The 18,989-nt window shown below is 69.6% G+C and carries 18 protein-coding genes; 2 read left to right on the top strand and 16 right to left on the bottom strand.

Annotation, left to right across the window (positions count from 1 at the left end; genetic code table 11):
- Positions 1-4 precede the first annotated feature (4 nt).
- The 9 genes from egtE to A5730_RS01110 all read right to left on the bottom strand — a co-directional run bounded on the left by egtE (position 5) and on the right by A5730_RS01110 (position 8,690).
- Positions 5-1,153, bottom strand: coding sequence for an ergothioneine biosynthesis PLP-dependent enzyme EgtE (egtE, locus tag A5730_RS01150; RefSeq protein ID WP_067894472.1), 1,149 nt, complete (start codon positions 1,151-1,153; stop codon positions 5-7).
- A complete protein-coding gene (egtD, locus tag A5730_RS01145) occupies positions 1,150-2,115 on the bottom strand; it encodes an L-histidine N(alpha)-methyltransferase (protein WP_067894471.1) in 966 nt (321 codons plus the stop codon). The genes egtE and egtD overlap by 4 nt, the downstream gene beginning before the upstream one ends.
- A complete protein-coding gene (gene egtC, locus A5730_RS01140) occupies positions 2,112-2,813 on the bottom strand; it encodes an ergothioneine biosynthesis protein EgtC (RefSeq protein WP_067894469.1) in 702 nt (233 codons plus the stop codon). The genes egtD and egtC overlap by 4 nt, the downstream gene beginning before the upstream one ends.
- Positions 2,813-4,102, bottom strand: coding sequence for an ergothioneine biosynthesis protein EgtB (egtB, locus tag A5730_RS01135; RefSeq protein WP_067894467.1), 1,290 nt, complete (start codon positions 4,100-4,102; stop codon positions 2,813-2,815). The genes egtC and egtB overlap by 1 nt, the downstream gene beginning before the upstream one ends.
- Positions 4,099-5,373, bottom strand: a complete 1,275-nt coding sequence (gene egtA, locus A5730_RS01130; RefSeq protein ID WP_067894465.1) for an ergothioneine biosynthesis glutamate--cysteine ligase EgtA — start codon at positions 5,371-5,373, stop codon at positions 4,099-4,101. Before egtA ends, egtB begins: the two co-directional genes overlap by 4 nt.
- A gap of 168 nt (positions 5,374-5,541) precedes the next feature.
- Positions 5,542-6,189 carry a sensor domain-containing protein gene (locus A5730_RS01125; protein ID WP_156745638.1) on the bottom strand — a complete coding sequence of 216 codons (648 nt, stop codon included), beginning with the start codon at positions 6,187-6,189 and terminating at the stop codon, positions 5,542-5,544.
- Positions 6,190-6,228: 39 nt separating this feature from the next.
- Entirely contained in the window at positions 6,229-7,677 is a 1,449-nt protein-coding gene (locus A5730_RS01120; RefSeq protein ID WP_067894447.1) for a catalase, read from the bottom strand.
- 50 nt (positions 7,678-7,727) lie between these two features.
- Positions 7,728-8,156, bottom strand: a complete 429-nt coding sequence (locus A5730_RS01115; RefSeq protein WP_067894501.1) for a hypothetical protein — start codon at positions 8,154-8,156, stop codon at positions 7,728-7,730.
- 153 nt (positions 8,157-8,309) lie between these two features.
- Positions 8,310-8,690, bottom strand: coding sequence for a hypothetical protein (locus tag A5730_RS01110; protein WP_067894444.1), 381 nt, complete (start codon positions 8,688-8,690; stop codon positions 8,310-8,312).
- A gap of 254 nt (positions 8,691-8,944) precedes the next feature.
- Here A5730_RS01110 and A5730_RS01105 point away from each other — a divergent pair, with 254 nt between their 5' ends.
- Positions 8,945-10,315: a hypothetical protein gene (locus tag A5730_RS01105; protein WP_067894439.1), complete on the top strand. Its 1,371-nt coding sequence runs from the start codon at positions 8,945-8,947 to the stop codon at positions 10,313-10,315.
- Positions 10,316-10,338: 23 nt separating this feature from the next.
- Here A5730_RS01105 and A5730_RS01100 read toward each other — a convergent pair whose 3' ends face one another.
- The 4 genes from A5730_RS01100 to A5730_RS01085 form a co-directional block, all read right to left on the bottom strand.
- Positions 10,339-11,499: a DUF4185 domain-containing protein gene (locus tag A5730_RS01100; protein ID WP_197506088.1), complete on the bottom strand. Its 1,161-nt coding sequence runs from the start codon at positions 11,497-11,499 to the stop codon at positions 10,339-10,341.
- 8 nt (positions 11,500-11,507) lie between these two features.
- Positions 11,508-12,542, bottom strand: a complete 1,035-nt coding sequence (locus A5730_RS01095; RefSeq protein ID WP_067894433.1) for an aspartate-semialdehyde dehydrogenase — start codon at positions 12,540-12,542, stop codon at positions 11,508-11,510.
- The gene (locus tag A5730_RS01090) at positions 12,543-13,808 is read right to left on the bottom strand and encodes an aspartate kinase (protein ID WP_055399861.1); all 1,266 of its coding nucleotides are present in this window, start codon (positions 13,806-13,808) and stop codon (positions 12,543-12,545) included. It lies immediately after the preceding gene.
- Between the two features lie 94 nt (positions 13,809-13,902).
- A complete protein-coding gene (locus tag A5730_RS01085) occupies positions 13,903-14,700 on the bottom strand; it encodes a C1 family peptidase (protein WP_067894430.1) in 798 nt (265 codons plus the stop codon).
- 347 nt (positions 14,701-15,047) lie between these two features.
- Here A5730_RS01085 and leuA point away from each other — a divergent pair, with 347 nt between their 5' ends.
- Positions 15,048-16,847, top strand: a complete 1,800-nt coding sequence (leuA, locus tag A5730_RS01080; RefSeq protein WP_067894428.1) for a 2-isopropylmalate synthase — start codon at positions 15,048-15,050, stop codon at positions 16,845-16,847.
- Here leuA and A5730_RS01075 read toward each other — a convergent pair.
- Genes A5730_RS01075 through A5730_RS01065 form a run of 3 tightly spaced genes read right to left on the bottom strand, consistent with a single transcriptional unit; the run spans position 16,844 to position 18,895 of the window.
- A complete protein-coding gene (locus A5730_RS01075; protein WP_067894425.1) occupies positions 16,844-17,410 on the bottom strand; it encodes a TetR/AcrR family transcriptional regulator in 567 nt (188 codons plus the stop codon). The two genes, leuA and A5730_RS01075, sit on opposite strands and share 4 nt — an antisense overlap.
- Entirely contained in the window at positions 17,410-17,859 is a 450-nt protein-coding gene (locus tag A5730_RS01070; protein WP_067894423.1) for a hypothetical protein, read from the bottom strand. The genes A5730_RS01075 and A5730_RS01070 overlap by 1 nt, the downstream gene beginning before the upstream one ends.
- Positions 17,860-17,902: 43 nt before the next feature.
- Positions 17,903-18,895 carry a DEDDh family exonuclease gene (locus tag A5730_RS01065; RefSeq protein ID WP_067894421.1) on the bottom strand — a complete coding sequence of 331 codons (993 nt, stop codon included), beginning with the start codon at positions 18,893-18,895 and terminating at the stop codon, positions 17,903-17,905.
- Between the last annotated feature and the right edge of the window lie 94 nt (positions 18,896-18,989).

The raw sequence follows: 18,989 nt of genomic DNA, 5'->3' as shown, positions 1-18,989 counted from the left end.
TCTCTCAGGCAGACGTTGCCGCCGTCGCGGCGATCAGTGCCTCGGCGAAGGTCTGCAGATCGTCGGCCGTGGTGTCGACGTGCGGCGAGATCCGCAGCACCGGCCCGGCCAGTTCCAGGGGCGCCCGCTGCACGCCCACGAAGGTGGTGAGAATCCGCCGCTCGGCGAGCAGCCACGCGCGCACCGCCTGCGGATCGGCGCCGTCGACCGGGGCGAGGGTGGTGATGGCGCTCGGCTCGTCCACCTCTTCGACCACCGCCCAGCCGGCCACGTCGGCCAGCGCCCGGCGGCTGGCGGCGCCCACCTCGGCCAGCCGCGCCCGCACGGCCTGCGGCCCGTACGCCAGATGCTCCCCCAAGGCCAGTGAAAAGCCCACGCGCGCAGCGATATTGGCTTCGCCGAACTCGAGTTGCTGGGCCACCGTGAACGATCCCCCGAGCCAATCCGGCGCCGCCAGCCTGGGCCGCAGGGTTTCCATCAATTCCCGGCGCACCGCCAGCGCCCCGACGCCGCGCGGCCCGGCGATCCACTTGCGCGACGACGCGTAGGTCACGTCGGCGCCCACCGCGCAGTCGACCTGGCCCAGCGCCTGGGCGGCGTCGACGACCAGCGGCAGCCCCAGTTCGCGGCACAGCCGGGCGATCATCGACAGCGGTTGCACCACACCGCTGTGGCTGCCGACCGCGGTCAGGTGGACCAGATCCGGCGGTTCGTCCGCCAGCGCCAGCGCCGCGTCGTCCAGCAGGACGCGGCCGTCGTCGAGCGTCGGCAACAGCTGACGGTCGAATCCGTGGGCGGCCAACAGCGCCAGGTTCGGGCCGTATTCGCCGGGCAGGCACGCGACCCGGCGGCGATCCGCCGGCCAGGCGCCGAGCAGCAGGTCCAACGCGTTCAGCGAGCCCGTGGTGAACACCACCTCGGCGTCGGGCAGGCCGGCCAGCGCGGCGAACGCGACCCGCCCGGCGTCGAGCGCGGGCACGGCCGCCTCGGCCGCGACGTAGCCGCCGACCTCCGACTCGTTGCGCGCGTGCTGGTCGGCGGCCGCGATCACCGCGAGGCTCTGCCGCGAACAAGCCGCGCTGTCCAGATGCAGTCCGGCCACGGGCAGGCGGGCCGCCCGCCATCGCTGCGCCAACGACCCGTCGGCCGTCACTTCACGGCCAACGACAACCCGAAATCGCCCGCGGCGTCCGTCCACCACCGGGTGCGCCGCAGTCCGGCGCCGGCCAGTTCGGCGCTCACCCCATCCGGGCGGAACTTGCACGACACCTCGGTGAGCATCTCCTCGCCGGCCGCGAAATCGACGGCCAGGTCGAGCGCATCGACGCGGACCCGCTGGTCCCGGCTGGCGCGCAACCACATTTCGATGCGTTCCTCCCCGGCGTTCCAGCGCGCCACATGCTGATACGCCTCGACGTCGAAATCGGCGTCGAGTTGCCGGTTGATCACGGCCAGCACGTTGCGGTTGAACGCCGCCGTCACCCCGGCCGAGTCGTCATAGGCGCGCACCAGCCGGCCGGTGTCCTTGACCAGATCCGTGCCCAGCAGCAGGCTGTCCCCCGGCCGCATCTGGGCCGCCAGGCTGGCCAGGAACTCGGCCCGCGGACCGGGCGTCAGGTTGCCGATCGTCGATCCCAGGAACACGAACAGGCGCCGCCCGCCGGTCGGGATCTCGGTCAGGTGTTCTTCGAAATCGCCGCAGACGGCGTTGATTTCGACGCCGTCGTACTCGCGCTGGATGGCCGCCGCGGCCGTCGACAGGATGCCGGCGTCGACGTCGAACGGGACGAAGCGCCGCAGCGCCCCGCGTTCGCGCAGCGCGTCGAGCAACAGCCGGGTCTTCTCCGACGTCCCGCTGCCCAGCTCCACCAGGGTGTCGGCCCCGCTGGCCGCCGCGACCTCGGCCGAGCGCGCGCGCAGGATCTCGGCCTCGGCGCGGGTCGGGTAGTACTCGGGCAACCGGGTGATCTGGTCGAACAGATGACTGCCCAGCGAGTCGTAGAACCACTTGGGCGGCAACGACTTCGGCGTCTGCTGCAGCCCCTCCAACACGTCCCGGCGCAAGGCCTGGTACGCGGAGTCGGCGGCCAGGTGGTTGGACAGTGTCAGCGTCATCGAGAACCTTCCGGGTGATCCAGCGGGGTCAGCGTGACACCCGTCGCGGTGACTTCGACGAGGTGGCGATCCGGCACATCCTCCCAATCGGAGTCGTTGTCATAGGGTTCGCTGGCCAGCACGACACCTTCCGGGCGGCGCAGGAGCGACAACGTGTCACCCCAGGCCGTCGCCAGCAGGCGAGAGCCGTTGCCGGCCAGGATGTTCAGCCGGGCGTTCGGGTCGGCCGCCGCGATCTCGGTGATGGTTTCACCGAGCGCGTCGAGGCCGCGTTCGAAGATGACGGCCGCGAGAATCGCACTGTCGCAGACCGATTCGGCCCGAGCGGCGACGGGCAGCACCGCGCGGTCGACGATCCCGTTGTGCGAAAGCAACCACCGGCCGTCGGTGAACGGGGCCGTCGCGCTGACTTCGATAGGCATGCCCACGGTCGCCGAGCGCACCGCGGCCACCACGCAATGGCTGCGCAGGGCTGGCGCGATGGAGTCGAACGACACGTCGCCCCACAACGGCGCCTGGCTGCGCCAGCGCCGGGGCACGTTGCCGTCGAAAAAACCGATGCCCCAACCGTCGGCGTTCATCAGGCCGTGCTTCTGGCGGCGCGGGGCATACGACTGCACCCGCAGCCCGCACGGCGGGTCCAGCACCAGCGAGGAGACGCTCACGTCGGCCCCGAGCCAGCCGAGGTGACGGCACATCAGGCGAAATCCTCGACGTCCCAAGCCAATCGGACGCCGGAGAAGATCTGGCGCCGGATCGGATGATCCCAGTTCCGAAAGCTCGGCCGCAGGATGGCGGACTCCACCGCCCACGAGCCACCGCGCAGCACCCGGTAGTCGCCGTCGAAGAACGGCTGCGAATACCGCTCGTAGATCATCGGGACGAAACCCGGCCACGGCCGCAGCGGCGAGCTGGTCCACTCCCACACATCGCCGAGCATCTGCTCCGCCCCGTACGCCGACGCGCCGGCCGGATAGGCCCCGACGGGTGCGGGACGCAACGACGTGCCGCCCAGGTTCGCGAGGGCATCCGACGGCGGCTCGGCACCCCACGGGTAGCGCCGCCGGGTGCCGGTGGCTGGATCCCAGGCACAGGCCTTCTCCCACTCCATCTCGGTGGGCAGCCGGGCGCCGGCCCAGGCCGCGTAGGCCTGCGCCTCGAAGTAGGTGACGTGCTGCACCGGCTCGTCGGCGGGGACGTCTTCGACGTGGCCGAACCGGGTGCGGGTCCGCCCGTCGGCGCTCCAGAACTGCGGCGCGGTCAGGCCGGCGCGCTGGCGATGGTCCCAGCCACGCTCGGACCACCACCGCGGCTCGAGGTACCCGCCGTCGTCGATGAAGTGCCGCCACTCGCCGTTGGTGACCGGCACCCGGCCGATCCGGAACGCCGGCAACTCGACGACGTGGGCCGGACGCTCGTTGTCCAGCGAATACGGTTCGCTAGCGGCGTCCACGCCCAGCACGAACGGGCCGGCGGGCACCAGCACCGAGGTTCCGGCCAGCCCGGGCCGGCCGGCCGGCAGCGCCGCCCCCTCGCGCAGCAGCGGCGCGCCGCTGCGCAGGTTCAGCGCCTGCAGCATGGTCTCGTCGTGCTGGTTCTCGTGGCTGACCACCAACCCGAACGCGAAGTCGTCGCTTTCCTCGGGCAACGCGTCGAGGGCATCGAGCACCGCCGACCGCACGGTGCGGCAGTACGCCCGCGCGCGGTCGGGGGACAGCAACGGCAACTCGACCCGGCTCGCGCGGGAGTGCACGAAGGCGTCGTAGAGGCCCTCGACGGCCGGCGGCAACATGCCGGGCCGGGCCGGGTCACCGGCGCGGAGCAGCCAGAACTCCTCCTGCTGCCCGATGTGCGCGAGGTCCCACACCAGCGGGCTCATCAGCGGGTCGTACTGCCGGTACAGTTCGTCGTCGTCGAATTCGACCAGGCGCAGCGTTCGTGCGCGCGCCCGCGCCAAATCGTCGGCAAGCCTTTGCGCGGACGTCACAGCTCCCCTTGCGCCAGTCGCGCCACCGTGGCCGCGATGCCGTGCCGAATCACGTTGTCGGAGAAGTCGTCACCCGGACATCGGCCCCGTTCGACGGCGTCGAGCAGACGCTGCATCGAATCGCCGAGTTCGGGTGGGGCCAGCCGGGCGGCGACGGCCACGCACTTGGTCGCGGCGCTGTGCAGTCGCCGGTCCCGCAGCCCCAGCCGGGCCGCGGTGTCCCACGCGGTGGCCACCGCCTGGACCGCCTCGGTCGCGGCGGCGGCGGCGTCGGGGTCGTCGAGCAGGGCCACCAACGTGAACACCACGGCCGGCCAGAGTTCGTCCGGCAGGCTGTCGAGATAGCGGATCTCCAGCCACTGCCTCGGGCGGACGGGCGGAAACAGCGTGGTCAGGTGGTATTCCAGGTCGGCGACGGTGGGACGGCGGTCGCCGAGAAGCACGCGCCCGTCCACCCAGTCGGCGAACGGCACCCACTCCATGACCGGCACGGCGTCCGGGGCGTGCACCAGCATGACCGGGGCCTTGAGCGCGTAACGCGCCCAGTCGGTGCCCGGGTCGTCGCCGCTGGCGCCCAGGATGGGCCCGCACCGCGCCGAGTCCATCTGGCCCCAGACCCGCTGCCGAGTGGACGCCCACCCGGTGAAGTCCCCGCACAGCATCGGGGAGTTCGCGGCCAGCGCGATCATGGTCGGCCCGAGGGCGTGCGCCAGCCGCACCCGGTCCGCCCAGCCGGCCCGCGGCCCGGCGTCCAGGTTGACCTGGATGGATGCGGTGGACGTCATCATCGCCGCGCCCGCCTCGCCCGAGCGGCTGGACGCGAAGAACTGCTCCATGGCGCGGTAGCGCGCGCCCGGGTTGATGCGCTGCGGTGCCCGCAGCGGGTCCGCCCCGAGGAAAACCAGACCCAGCCCGGCGTCGGCGAACGCCGACCGCAGCACGGCCTGGTCGCGCCGCATCGCGTCGATCGCGGCAACCACTCCGTCGGCCGGCGGGCCGGACAGCTCGACCGCGCCGCCGGGTTCCACCGTGACCCGGCTGCCACCCGGCAGCGCCGGCAGCACCCCGAGAACCTCGGCGATCTCCTCCCAGCCGGGCCTGCGGTGCGGGTCGGCCGGGTCGTGGCAATGGGCCTCCACCTCCAGGCCGACGCGACCCAGGGGCGCGTCCACGAGGCAGGCGTCGGCGATGAAGCGCGCGGCGGCCTTGGAATCGGCCATGGCCGCGCTGTCCAGCTCGGAGCCCGCGGTAGTGATAGCGGCGAACGTCATATCACGATCCCTTCGGGCCCGAACAGCCTGAACACGCGCCGGCGAACCGCCTCCTCGCGGGGAGCTAAAGGGACGATAACCGCCACTACTTCATCTAGCAGATGGCCCCGACATATTCCCGTTCGTGCCGACTTTCAAGCGTGCTCAGAACGGGCCCCGAAACCCGATTCATTGACCCAGCGCATTCTGCATCGCCCCGGCCAGCACGTTGACCGCCGGTCCGGCGTTGCCAGATTGGCAGACCTTGGCCTGCAACAACACGTTTTCGCGCAGCCTGGTTTGATTGAAACACCGCCGATCGGTGCCGGCCTCCTGCTTGGTCCAGTTCGCGTCGGCCGCACCCGGCGGCCCGCCGTCGAACGACCACACCTGGGTGACGCCGTTGTCCAAATGCACCGCGGTGGTCTGGCGCGAGCAGCCCACCGTCCGGTCCACCACGCGGTGGAACGCGCGACCGGCGGCGTCGCCGGTGGCGAACACGCCGACCGCCTGCTTGACGAAGTGGGTCTGATCGGTGGCCGACGTCTGGGTGACCGCGCCGTTGAAGGACGCCAGGTCCGGGTCGTTGTACACCTCGGGCAGCCCGATGTCGGCCCAGTTGTTGCACACCGGCACGTCCACCCAATCGCCTTGCCCCGGTTGGGTGAACACCGATTCCCAGCCCATCGGGCCGCCGACGATGTTGCCGACCGAGCCCTTGCCCAGCACCGCGTAGTTCACCACCCCGGGTTCCGACGGGTGGGCGGCCGCAACGGGCAGGTCGGCCGCGGCGTCGATGGCGAGAGCGATGGCGATCGCGGCCGCGCGGACCCACATGGTCATTCCAGCGATCATGCCAGGAACGCCGGGGCGCGGTCAGCCCCCTTCTGCCCGCACGCCCTCTTCCACCTTCTTGCCCAGATCGGGATCGACGTTGCGCCAGTACTCGAACACCCGCGACAGCACCGGCTCCTTCACACCCTTGGAAACGTGCCCAATGATGTTGTGCGCCAACCGGTCCCGCGCGGCGTCGTCCAGGACGTCGCGGACCATGGTGCCGGCCTGCCCCCAGTCGTCGTCCTCGGCGTGCAGCGTGTACGCGGCGCGGACCATGTCGCCGTCCGCGTGCCAGCGCACCTCCGCGGCGCGTGCCGGGTCGGCGTGCGGGCCACCGTAGGAATTGGGCGCGTAGACGGGGTCGGACACGTTCTTCATCCGCATGGCACCGTCTTTGGAGTAGCTGTTCACCTCGACCTTCGGCTCGTTGACCGGGATCTGCCGGTAGTTGGTCCCCAGCCGGGCGCGGTGCGCGTCGGAGTAGGAGAAGCCGCGGGCCTGCAGCATCTTGTCCGGGCTCAGCCCGGTGCCGGGCACCGTGTTGTTCGGCTCGAAAGCGGCCTGCTCGATCTCGGTGTGGTAGTCGGTGACGTTGCGGTTCAGCGTCATCTTGCCGACGTCGATCAGCGGGTAGTCGCCGTGCGGCCACACCTTGGTCAGGTCGAACGGGTTGAACCGGTAATTGCGGGCCTCCTCGTACGGCATGATCTGCATCTTGAGCGTCCAGCTGGGGTGCTGGCCGCCCTCGATCGCCTCGTAGAGGTCGCGCTGGTGGTAGTCGCCGTCCTCGCCGGCCAGCCGGTCGGCGTCCTCCTGGGGCAGGAAGTCGATCCCCTGGTCGGTGATGAAGTGGTACTTCACCCAGAAGATCTCGCCGGCGGCGTTGATCCAGCTGTAGGTGTGGCTGCTGTAGCCGTTCATGTGTCGCCACGTCTTGGGGATCCCCCGGTCGCCCATCAGCCAGGTCACCTGGTGGGCCGACTCCGGCGAGAGCGTCCAGAAGTCCCACTGCATGTTGTGGTCGCGGACGTTGCTGGCCTGCAGACGCTTCTGGGACCGGATGAAGTGCTGGAACTTCAGCGGGTCCCGCATGAAGAAGACCGGTGTGTTGTTGCCGACCATGTCGAAGTTGCCTTCGCTGGTGTAGAACTTCAGCGCGAAGCCGCGGGGGTCGCGCCAGGTGTCCGGGCTGCCCCGCTCGCCGGCGACGGTGGAGAACCGCGCCAGCATGTCCGTCTTGGTGCCGGGTTGAAACACCGCGGCCCTGGTGTACTTGCTGACGTCGTTGGTGACCTCGAAGGTGCCGAAGGCGCCGCCGCCCTTCGCGTGCGGCTGACGCTCCGGGATGCGCTCCCGGTTGAACTGGGCCATCTGCTCGATCAGGTAATGGTCCTGCAGCAGGATCGGGCCGTCGGGACCGATCGTCAACGACTGGTCGTCACTGGGGGCGGCGATGCCCGCGTCGTTGGTGGTGAAGCGTTCCGTCATTTCGCTGTCTCCTCGTTTGGTGGGTCGCGCCGGTTATCCGAAGCGGTCGGTTAGGGACGCGGTGCGGGCGCGGCGGGCGGCCTCATCGACGGCCCGCCGGGGCCGCTGACGCCCGGGCCGCTGACCGGTCCGCCGGGGCCGCCCGGTCCGCCGGGCGGCATGGGCACGATCAACCCGGGGCCGCCACCCCACGGGCTGGCCGGGGTGGGTCCGGGCCCAAAGGGGCCGTTGCCCGGTCCGGGGCTGCCGCCCGGCCGGAACATCTGGCCGTGGTGATGGTGGCAGTGGTGGTAATACCCGAACACGAAGGCGCCGGCGAAGAACACCGTGGAGATGATGAAGACGACGCCGGCGACGATGATCACCCAGGCCGCCGCCGTGTAGAGTCGCGGCGGCCGCACCCGCTCCGGGGGCGGCGGCGGGGCCGCGGTTGCGGCGGCGGGCGTCGGGGGGGTCGTCGGCTCGGGTGTCTGGCTCATGCCTTGAATATTGCCCAGGGCCGCGCCGGGCATAACAGGTTGCGCCGACAAACTTGCTGTGAATCGATACCCGCCGGTTAGTCGCCGGCGACGAAGCGACACGCAGCCCGGTGCTCTGGTGAGCACCGGGCTGCTGATTGATCGGGGATTGGGCTACCGGGAGGGGGCGACGGACGACGGAATCTGGCTGGGGCCGGGCGCGCCGGGGGTCGCCGACGCGGGTCCGCCCTGCTGTGCGCCGGGTCCGCCCTGCTGGATGCCGCCTGGGCCGCCCGGGCCGCCCATGCGGTGCTGGTGCATCCACGCCGCGTGGTGCTTGTGGTGGTGATGGCCGCCGTGGTGTCCGCCGCGGTGGCCGAGGATGAAGCCGGTGAAGAAGACGACCGCGACGATGAACACGATCCCGGCGACGATGGCGACCCACGCGGCGAGTTGGAAGACCCGCGGGGCGCGGTACGCCGCCACGGCTTCCGCGGCGGCCGGTGCAGTTGCGGTGGACGACCGCACGGTGGGGGTTTCAGCTGTTTCACTCATGAGACAAATGATGAAGCCGTTAACAATAGTTCGGGCTATGCATTGGTTATGTAGCAGCTGTGAGCCCAGCCCCGTCTGAAACGGCGGGCCGCGCCGGCCGCCGACATCGCCTGGCCCGCTGCGCATTCCTGCCGTTCCCGCGCCGCGTGGCCCGCGCAAATAAGCGCATACCGGGCCACACTCGCGGGCTTAGGATTGCTCTGGTGGTGACCGGCGCCACCGCACCGCCCGCGGCACAAGGAGTACGAGCGGCTATGACGCAGACGCTGAACGTCGAGTATCAGGAGCTCCTCGCGCGCGCCGCCGAGATCGAGCAACCGCTGCCGCCCGTCCCGTCCACCAACCCACCGGGGCCGTGTGGCCTCACGTTCGTCACCGACGCGGCCGCACGCCTCGCGCTCAACGCCGACAACGTGCGGATGTACCTCAAAGGCCTCGAACGAGAGTGGAAGGCCCTGGCTAAGTCGCTGCGGAACGCGGCCAAGGCCTACGAGCAGGTCGAGACCGAGGGCGCGGAGGCGATCGCGAGCACGATGAACAGCGGTTCGTCCGCGTCGACGGTGGCGCCGGCGGTGGTCGTCGCCGAGGAAGAGCCGTGGACCGCGCCGCCGCCCTTGGGGGCGGCGTCGACGATCGAGCTGCCGTACTACGAGGTCCGGCAGGCGGCGGCGGAAATCGAAGCCGGCGACCAGGGCACCGCATTCAGGGCGTTCGCGCAGGAGTGGCAAACCTTCCAGCGGGCCCTTCTCGAGCAGACCAATCGATTCCGGCTGTTCAACAATTGGGAGGGTGAGGCCAGGGACACCGTCGAGCAGAACTTCCAGAAACAGCGGGAGTACGTCATAACCATGGCGGCGCTGTGCGGCGACCTCGCCAAACAGGCCAACCGCGTCGTCGACGTGCACAAGAAAGCGGCCGGCAAGACCGGATACGACGACCAGTACGCGTTGGACGGCGCGCACCCGACGTCCTACGAAGTGGCGCTCTGCGATTACTGGTACTCGTATTACGCGACGAACAACCAGGCCTACTTGCCGTCGGCCATCGACTGGTACGAGAAACTGCAGGCGCAATCGGAATCGGCGCTGAGCTATTACGTGAAATACGCGAACTTGCCGCTGCCGCCGCTGAATCCCCCGCCTCCCCCCAAGGCCACCGTCATCCACGCCCCCGGCGAAGGACCCAAGCCCGAGCCCAAACCCGACCCGAAGCCCGACCCCAAGCCAACGCCGACGCCCGGCCTGACCACGCCGCAGCTTGGCCAGCTCGCGGGAGGCCTGCAGGGCCTCGGCCAGGGGATGCAGGGCGTGATGCAGGGCGTACAGGGCGCCGCGCAAAGCTTCCAGGGCCTCGGGCAGGGGGCCGCGGCCCCCGCGCAGCTCGCCTCGGACACCGCGCCGGTGGACGAGGAAAAGAAGAAGGACGACGAAACGACGGCCGAAGAGGAAGCGAAAGCCGCCGAGGAAGCGAAGGCCCAAGACGAAGCGAAGGCCGCCGAGGAAGCCCAGCGGCAAGCGCCCCTCGCCGAGGGCGCCGCGCCCGGTACACAGACCGCCGGCCCCGTCCCGACCGAGCCCCCGCCCCCCGGCCGGCCGGAAGCGCCGCCGAAGGAGATCGTTCTCTAACCGGCCACGCCGCGGCCCGCGATTCAGCCCGCCGATTCCGGCTTGAACGGGTTGACGGCGAATTGGATGACCCGGTACGGCGCGGCCACCCGGGCGCGGGTGTCCCATTGGCTGACGAAGATTCGTAGCTCGTCAAGGGTTGAACCGGGCGAGATGTACCCGCCGTACGGCTGCGCAAGCCGGTTGTCGTAGGCCGGCGGCAGGCTCTCGGCCGGCTCGGGCCACTCGTCGTGCTGCACCACCGTGGTCACCGGGGCGTCACCCAGCGCCGTCGGGTCGTCGGCGACGCGGACCTCCATGTTGCCGGTGACGGCGTTGAAATAGGACAACACCGCCTTGCCGTCGATCTGCCGCACGCACAGCTCGCCCACCGCGTCGGCCCACAGCGGGGTCGGGGGCTTACCCCAGCCGCCACCCGGTCCGGCCGCCCAGCCCTGCCAGCGGGACCGGTCGGTAAACGATTGCGGGGGCACCCGATACAGCACGACCGGCTCCCTGCGGGTGAAGCTGTCGGCCACGATGTACACCCACCCGGTGGGCGAGTCCGGGGTGGGGATCGGGTCGTAGTAGCCACTGATCTGCGTCTGCGAGCCGCCCTGATACGAGGCCGGTCGCCGCGACCCGGCGACGGTCTGCCACCCCGCCCGCGCGGGCTCGGCCGTCACCAGCCGAGAGCTCTGCGGCTCGAGGTTCTTCGTCGTCGTCACCATCACGTAGTTGCGCCGGTTGATCTGCACCACCCCGGCGGGCAGTTGCGAGGAACCGGTCGGGGTGGGATCGGCCAGCAGCGGATTGCCGATCCCGGTCACCCCGGTGTAGCGGACCCCGGCCGGGTCGTCGACGGACGCGGTGTCCACATGCAGCGCCACCGGCGCATACCAGCCGCCGAACCCCACCCCCTGCCCGGCGAAGCTGTCCCCGCAGACCTGCAGTAGCTCGGTGGGAAACTCCACGAACTCACACAGGTCGGTCGCGCCGATGCCGTAGTCCCCGGTGGGGGTGCCGGTGCCGGCGGTGGGGCCGATCCGCAGCACCTGCCCGGGCGCCAGCGGCTGCACGATGGGCTCGGGGGCCGGCGCCGGCGGGTCGGCGTGCGCCACCCAAAACCATTGCGGCGCAAGCAGAATCAGTGCAAGCGAGCACCGCGCGACCAGTCGGGTGTGGGCTGAGCTCGATGAGCCCACCCGCCGATTCACAGCTGGGCGGCCAGCAGCTCGGCGATCTGGATGGTGTTCAGCGCCGCCCCCTTGCGCAGGTTGTCTCCCGACACGAACAGGGCCAGGCCGCGCCCGTCGGGCACACCCGGGTCGCGCCGGATGCGGCCCACCAGGGAGTCGTCGACGCCCGCCGCCGCCAGCGGGGTCGGCACGTCGACCACCTTGACGCCGGGCGCGCCGTCGAGCAGCGCTCGCGCGCGCTCGGGCGACAGCGGTCGGGCGAATTCGGCGTTGATCGACAGCGAGTGTCCGGTGAACACCGGCACCCGCACGCAGGTGCCGCTCACCGCCAGGTCGGGGATGCCGAGGATTTTGCGGCTCTCGTGCCGCAACTTCTGGTCCTCGTCGGTCTCCCCGGAGCCGTCGTCCACCAGCGAGCCGGCCAGCGGCACCACGTTGAACGCAATGGGCGCGACGTAGGTCTTGGGCGCCGGGAACTCGGCCGCGGAGCCGTCGTGCACCAGCTGCTCGGCGTCCTCGATGACCGCGCGCGCCTGCGTCGCCAGCTCCTCCACCCCGGCCAGCCCGCTGCCGGACACCGCCTGGTAGCTCGAGACCACCATGCGCACCAGCTCGGCCTCGTCGTGCAGCACCTTGAGCACCGGCATCGCGGCCATCGTGGTGCAGTTCGGGTTGGCGATGATGCCCTTGGGTCGGTGGTGGGCGTCCCTCTCGAAGTTCACCTCGGACACCACCAGCGGCACCTCGGGGTCCTTGCGCCAGGCCGACGAATTGTCGATCACGGTCACCCCGGCCGCGGCGAAGCGCGGCGCCTGCACCAGCGACATCGTCTTGCCGGCCGAGAACAGCGCGATGTCCAGGCCCGCGGGGTCCGCCGTCGCGGCGTCCTCGACCTCGATCTCCTGCCCGCGGAACTCCAGCTTGCGGCCCTGTGAACGGGCCGACGCGAAGAACCGCACCGACGTCGCGGGGAAGTCCCGCTCGTCGAGCAACCTGCGCATCACCTGGCCGACCTGGCCGGTGGCGCCTACAACTCCGATCGCAACCATTTACCTGCCCGTTCCCGCATACACCGTCGCCTTCTCGTCACCGCCGAGCCCGAACGCCTCGTGCAACGCCACGACGGCCTTATCTAGTTCGGTGTCCCGGCACAGCACCGAGATCCGGATCTCGGAGGTGGAGATCAGCTCGATGTTGACGCCGACCGCGGCCAGGGCCTCACAGAAGGTCGCGGTGACACCGGGGTGGCTGCGCATACCCGCGCCGATCAGCGACACCTTGCCGATGTGGTCGTCGTAGAGCAGCTGGGTGAATCCGATCTCGTCGGAGAGCGCGTCCAGCTTGGCCACCGCCGTGGGCCCGCTGTCGCGCGAGCAGGTGAAGGTGATGTCGGTCTTGCCGTCCTCGATCTTGGAGACGTTCTGCAGCACCATGTCGATGTTGACGTCGGCGTCGGCGACTGCCCGGAACACCCGGGCGGCGTACCCCGGGATGTCGGGGATGCCGACGACGGTCACCTTGGCCTCGCTGCGGTCGTGCGCGACTCCGGTCAGGATTGGGTCTTCCATGGCTATGTCCTTGATCGATCCGACGACGACGGTGCCGGGCTTGTCCGAGTAGGACGAGCGGACGTGCACCGGAATGTTGTAGCGGCGGGCGTATTCCACGCAGCGCAGCATCAGCACCTTCGCACCGCAGGCCGCCATTTCGAGCATCTCCTCGAAGGTCACCTTGTCCAACCGGCGCGCGTTGTGCACGATCCGCGGGTCCGCGGTGAAGATGCCGTCCACGTCGGTGTAGATCTCGCAGACGTCGGCGTGCAGCGCGGCGGCCAGCGCCACGGCCGTGGTGTCCGAGCCACCCCGGCCCAGCGTGGTGACGTCGCGGGTGTCCTGGCTGACGCCCTGGAATCCGGCGACCAGCACGATGCGCCCCTCGTCGAGCGCGTCCTGCAGCCGCCCGGGCGTGACCTCGATGATCTTGGCGTTGCCGTGGGTGCCGGTGGTGATGACGCCGGCTTGGGAACCGGTGAACGAGCGCGCCTGCGCGCCCAGCGATTCGATGGCCATGGCCACCAGCGCGTTGGAGATGCGCTCGCCGGCGGTCAGCAGCATGTCGAGTTCGCGCGGCGGCGGTGCCGGGCAGACCTGCTGGGCCAGGTCCATCAGGTCGTCGGTGGTGTCGCCCATGGCGGAGACCACCACGACGACGTCGTTGCCCTGCTTCTTGGTCGCGACGATCCGCTCGGCGACACGGCGGATCCGGTCGGCGTCGGCCACCGAGGATCCGCCGTATTTTTGTACGACGAGCGCCACGTTTCTCTTTCCGTTCGCGGACATAGGTCGCAAACAGAATACGTGGGTCCGCGCGCTCGGGTCCGTTCGCCGTCGCCGGGCTACCGGCCGGCCGCTACGACGACACCAGCTGGATCGCCCAGAAGTCGCTGGCCAGGTGGGCCCCGTTGATGGGCGCGCTGTCGGACGCCGACTTGGCCCCGGTCAGGTACTGATAGGGCATGTAGAAGTAGCCGTGGTCACCCCACGAGTCTCCCCACGAGTTGCGAACGATCAAGTGTCCCTTGGGATCCGAATAGCCGACGGCGAGCACGGCGTGGGCCGCGACGGTCGACTCACCCGGTTTGGGCATGGGCATGACGCCCGTGTGCGCGACGGCCTGCGACTCGAAGCTCTCGTAAACGGTGAAGCCGAACACCACGGGCAGTGCCGAGGAGATCGCGTCCTTCAGGTCGCCCAGCGTCTGGATCGCCTCGTATTGCATCGCCTTGTCCGTGAGCGCCGCCACGTAGCAACGCTTCGGCGGCTTGACCGTGAACATCCCGAGGTCATAGGGCCACAGCGTCTCCTGGCAGACCCCGTCGGAGTTCACCGTTTTGATGCCGTCCCTGATGACCGCACCCGAGTCGCTGGAAACGGTGCCTTCGAGCGCGCGTTCGTTGTAGTAGATGAACAGCCGCGACGGCACGAAGTCCGGCAGACCCTGCCGGTCCCGCTCGTACTCCATCGCGGCGGCAATCGCGTTGCCGGTGCAGGAGCCGAGCTGCCCCTGGTCGTAGACCGGTGGCATCGACGGCCGCAGGTCGGCTTCGGCGGGCGCCGGCGTCCGCAGCCTCGCCGTGTACACGCGGTCGCGTACGTCCGGAAGCTGCGGCCGCCAGCCGTAACCGCGAACGTGACTCCAATCAAGCATTGCCTCAACGTCTTTGACGCGTGGGGACTCTCGTAAAGCCGTCATGACACCCTCCTGTTTGTGTGGCTTCCCCGACCGTAGGGCCGGAAGACGCGGGTTGGCGTGAGTAGTGCGGTACTCGATTTCGGCGGCTTGCGGGCTACCCGGGGGCCGGCGGGAGCCGGGCGGCCGCCGCCGTCGCAGCCAGCAGATTTCGATCGACGCGTCAATCGCGGTAGAGTGCTCCTCGTGCAGCGGGTGCTCCTCCTCGGACGCCGCGACGGGGTCTGATCCAGACCGGCCTCCCGTCGCGGGTGTTCGCGATGCGCCGGTCTGAGGTTCCTTCTGACACCCCCGGAGCAAATACCGTGACTTCCAATCCCGACTCCTTCACCTCGACACGATCGATCGTCAAACCCGCGGGCCCGCCGGGGCCCGGCCAGCCCGCGTGGAATCCGCAGCGCGGTTCGGCGATGCCGGTCAACCGGTACCGGTCCTTCGCCGAGGAAGTCGAAACCATCCGCCTGCCCGACCGCACCTGGCCCGAGCGGGTCATCGACCGCGCCCCGCTGTGGTGCGCGGTCGACCTGCGCGACGGCAACCAGGCGCTGATCGACCCGATGAGCCCCACCCGCAAGCGCCGCATGTTCGATCTGCTGGTCCGGATGGGTTACAAGGAGATCGAGGTCGGGTTCCCGTCGGCCAGTCAGACCGACTTCGACTTCGTCCGCGAGATCATCACCGAGGGCGCAATTCCCGACGACGTCACCATCCAGGTACTGACGCAGTGCCGCCCCGAGCTCATCGAGCGCACCTTCACCGCGTGCGAGGGTGCGCCGCGCGCCATCGTGCACTTCTACAACTCGACGTCAATCCTGCAGCGCCGCGTGGTTTTTCGCGCCGACCGGGCCGCAGTGCAGGCCATCGCCACCGACGGCGCCCGCAAGTGCGTCGAGGAGGCCGCCAAATACCCTGGCACCCAATGGCGTTTCGAGTATTCGCCGGAGTCCTACACCGGAACGGAGCTGGAATACGCCAGGCAGGTGTGCGACGCCGTCGGCGAGATCATCGCCCCGACGCCCGACAATCCGATCATCTTCAACCTGCCCGCCACGGTGGAGATGGCCACCCCCAACGTGTACGCCGACTCGATCGAGTGGATGAGCCGCAACCTGGCCAACCGGGAGTCGGTCATCCTGAGCCTGCATCCGCACAACGACCGCGGAACCGCCGTCGCCGCAGCCGAATTGGGCTTCGCCGCGGGTGCCGACCGCATCGAGGGTTGCCTGTTCGGCAACGGCGAGCGCACCGGCAACGTGTGCCTGGTGACGTTGGGGCTCAACCTGTTCTCCCGCGGCGTGGACCCGCAGATCGACTTCTCCAACATCGACGAGATCCGTCGCACGGTGGAGTACTGCAACCAGCTGCCGGTGCACGAGCGTCACCCCTACGGCGGCGACCTGGTCTACACCGCGTTCTCCGGCAGCCATCAGGACGCCATCAACAAGGGCCTGGACCAGATGAAGATCGACGCGGACGCCGCGGACTCCGACGTCGAGGACATGCTGTGGCAGGTGCCGTACCTGCCGATCGACCCCAAGGACGTCGGGCGCACCTACGAGGCGGTGATCCGGGTCAACTCGCAGTCCGGCAAGGGCGGCGTGGCCTACATCATGAAATCCGACCACGGCCTGGCCCTGCCCCGGCGGCTGCAGATCGAGTTCTCCCAAGCGATCCAGAAGATCACCGAGGGCGAGGGCGGCGAGGTCTCGCCCAAGGAGATGTGGGACGCGTTCTACGAGGAGTACCTGGCCCCGGTGTGGCCGCTGGAACGGATGAAACAGCGGGTCGAGGCCTCGGAGGAGGACAGCGGCACCACCACGATCTCGGCGACCGTGAAGGTCAACGGGAAGGAAACCGAGATCAGCGGCGCCGGCAACGGCCCCCTGGCCGCGTTCGTCCACGCGCTGGACGGTGTCGGGTTCAACGTCGCGGTCCTGGACTACTCCGAGCACGCGATGAGCGCCGGTGACGACGCGCAGGCCGCCGCATACGTGGAGGCATCTGTGAACGGCCGCACCGTCTGGGGCGTCGGCATCGCGCCGTCGATCACCACCGCGTCGCTGCGCGCCGTCGTGTCGGCGGTCAACCGCGCATCCAGGATCTAGCCGTCGAAGTACGCCCCCAGCAACCGGTGCACCAGGCCGGCGGGGTCGCCGGGTGCGGCCCCGATGGTGAGGTTGCTGAACACGTAGCCGTTGAGCAGGCGGCTCAGCTCCTCCATCTGCTCGGGCTCGGGCGTATAGCCCGCAGCCTCGAAGACCAGCGTGGCGCTCTTCACCGCGGCGGCCTGGAGGTCCTTCAGGAATGGCCGCAGTTCGGGCCGGCGGGTGCCCTCCATGAACAGCTCGAACCTTGCCAGCGTGAACCGACGGAACTGCTCGTCGGGCACCGAAAGCAGTTGCGTCATCAGCGCTTTGACGCCGTCGCGGGTGAGCGATCCGATCGCCGCCCGGAGGGCGTCGACGCGACGCCAGTGCAACTCGACGGTGCGGGCGGCCGTGGCTTCCAGCAAGGACTGGCGCGTCCGGAAGTAGTTGGAGGTCGTCCCCGCGGGCAGACCGGCGCGGTCGTCGACCTGGCGATGCGTCAGCCCGCCGACACCCACGTCGGCCAGGATGTCGATCGCGGCGTCGAGCAACTGCGCGCGGCGCTCCGGGTTGGGCGGCATCAGTCTCGCAAGCGCAGTCGCCAGAACATGGTCAGGAACGCCGGATAGACGACGAGCAGCAGCAAATAGCTGAACCACATCGGAAACCACGTCACGAACTTCAGGTCCTTGATCACGTAGTCGAGGTAGATGTGCAGCGGCACGCTGCCGGCGATGTAGACGACCGATGCGGTGAACAGTGCCCGATGCCGATTGCTGGAAAATTTGACGCGCCGCCACACCAGGATGCCGGTGATGCCGGCGTAGGTCATGGGCACCAGCAGGATCCGGTCGTTGGTCAGCGTCGCGGCGTGCTGCAGGGTGAGGGCGTCGCCGAAGATCACCCGGTAGAGATGCAGGGCGAACCCGAGCGAGATGGTCAGCATGGCCGCCTGCCGGAAGAAGTAGCCGTGCCCGCGGAAGGACGCCCACCACGATCGCCCGTGTACTACATCTGTAGTGGTACTCATGCCCCGACGCTAGCACTACGGGCGTAGTGGTGCAAGGGGTACTTCAGAACAGCGCGAGCTGCTGGTGCACCTCGGTGGTGTCGGTGAATTCCTCCATGCTGGTGCCGCCGAGGACGACGCGGATCGAGTCCATGAACTGTGCGTCGGAGATCACCGGCACCCCGAGCTGGCGAGCCAGGTAGCCCTTGCCCTGATCCGGCGCCGGATCGTTGCACACCACCAGCGACGTCTCGCCGTCGACGGCGTCGGTGTAGGCCAGCCCGGCATGCAGGATGCGCTCGACGAGTTCCTCGTGGGTGCGGCCGACCTCGGCCGCGAGGGCCACCCGCATCCCCTGGACCAGCGGCCTGCCGCACACATACAACCCGGGGTTCAGATACGGGCAGGGCATCCGCGAGGCGAGCACCTTCAACGGGCGCAGCTCGTCGTGGGTGACGCGGCCGTTGGGCCAGCGGCGGCGGGTCACCGGGTGCACCGGCAGCCAGATGTCGCGTTCGCGCGCCCGCTCGAGCGCCGAGGCGAGCACACCGGTCAGCACCATCGCGTCGTCGAAGGCGTCGTGCGGCCGTTCCTGGGTCACGCCCCAGTGCGCCGCGAGCGTCTCCAACCGCAGATTCTCGATGCCGAGGTCCAACCGCCGGGCCAGCTCGACCGTGCACATGACGGATTCGATGGGAAGTTCCGCCTCGGCGAGCTCGGCTTCGGCGGCCAGGAACGCGTAGTCGAATGCGACGTTGTGCGCCACCAGCGTGCGGCCGTCCAGCACCTTGATCACGTCGTCGACGACGTCGGCGAACTGCGGCTGGTCCTCCAGCATGGCGGCGGTGAGCCCGTGCACGTGGGTGGGACCAGGGTCCACGCCGGGGTTGAGCAGGCTGACCACGGATTGTTCGACGCGACCGTCGCCGTCGAGACCGAGCACCGCCAGGCTGATGACCCGCGCCTGGCCCGGGCGGAAGCCGGAGGTCTCGACGTCGATGACGGCCCAGCCCCCGTCCGGCTCGCTGGCCGGCCGCCCCCAGGACACCCGGTTCATGAATTGAGAATGGCACGTCCGACCGACATCGACTGGTCGCTGCGCTGCCGTGTCGGTCGGCAATTCGATCGTGATCGCGATGCCACTTATTCGA

It is taken from the genome of Mycobacterium sp. ACS4054, from assembly GCF_001667275.1.
In the GTDB taxonomy this organism is placed as follows: domain Bacteria; phylum Actinomycetota; class Actinomycetes; order Mycobacteriales; family Mycobacteriaceae; genus Mycobacterium.
Note: the sequence above shows the minus strand (reverse complement) of the source record. Positions and strands in the feature narration are given on the sequence as shown.

Coding starts and splice junctions, on each gene's coding strand:
- egtA (WP_067894465.1), bottom strand. CDS start 5,373: ATGACGTTCGCCGCTATCACTACCGCGGGCTCCGAGCTGGACAGCGCG.
- A5730_RS01065 (WP_067894421.1), bottom strand. CDS start 18,895: ATGAACCGGGTGTCCTGGGGGCGGCCGGCCAGCGAGCCGGACGGGGGC.
- A5730_RS01085 (WP_067894430.1), bottom strand. CDS start 14,700: ATGCTTGATTGGAGTCACGTTCGCGGTTACGGCTGGCGGCCGCAGCTT.
- A5730_RS01120 (WP_067894447.1), bottom strand. CDS start 7,677: ATGACGGAACGCTTCACCACCAACGACGCGGGCATCGCCGCCCCCAGT.
- egtD (WP_067894471.1), bottom strand. CDS start 2,115: ATGACGCTGACACTGTCCAACCACCTGGCCGCCGACTCCGCGTACCAG.
- A5730_RS01075 (WP_067894425.1), bottom strand. CDS start 17,410: ATGCCGCCCAACCCGGAGCGCCGCGCGCAGTTGCTCGACGCCGCGATC.
- A5730_RS01105 (WP_067894439.1), top strand. CDS start 8,945: ATGACGCAGACGCTGAACGTCGAGTATCAGGAGCTCCTCGCGCGCGCC.
- A5730_RS01125 (WP_156745638.1), bottom strand. CDS start 6,189: ATGTGGGTCCGCGCGGCCGCGATCGCCATCGCTCTCGCCATCGACGCC.
- A5730_RS01070 (WP_067894423.1), bottom strand. CDS start 17,859: ATGAGTACCACTACAGATGTAGTACACGGGCGATCGTGGTGGGCGTCC.
- A5730_RS01095 (WP_067894433.1), bottom strand. CDS start 12,542: ATGGTTGCGATCGGAGTTGTAGGCGCCACCGGCCAGGTCGGCCAGGTG.
- A5730_RS01115 (WP_067894501.1), bottom strand. CDS start 8,156: ATGAGCCAGACACCCGAGCCGACGACCCCCCCGACGCCCGCCGCCGCA.
- egtC (WP_067894469.1), bottom strand. CDS start 2,813: ATGTGCCGTCACCTCGGCTGGCTCGGGGCCGACGTGAGCGTCTCCTCG.
- A5730_RS01110 (WP_067894444.1), bottom strand. CDS start 8,690: ATGAGTGAAACAGCTGAAACCCCCACCGTGCGGTCGTCCACCGCAACT.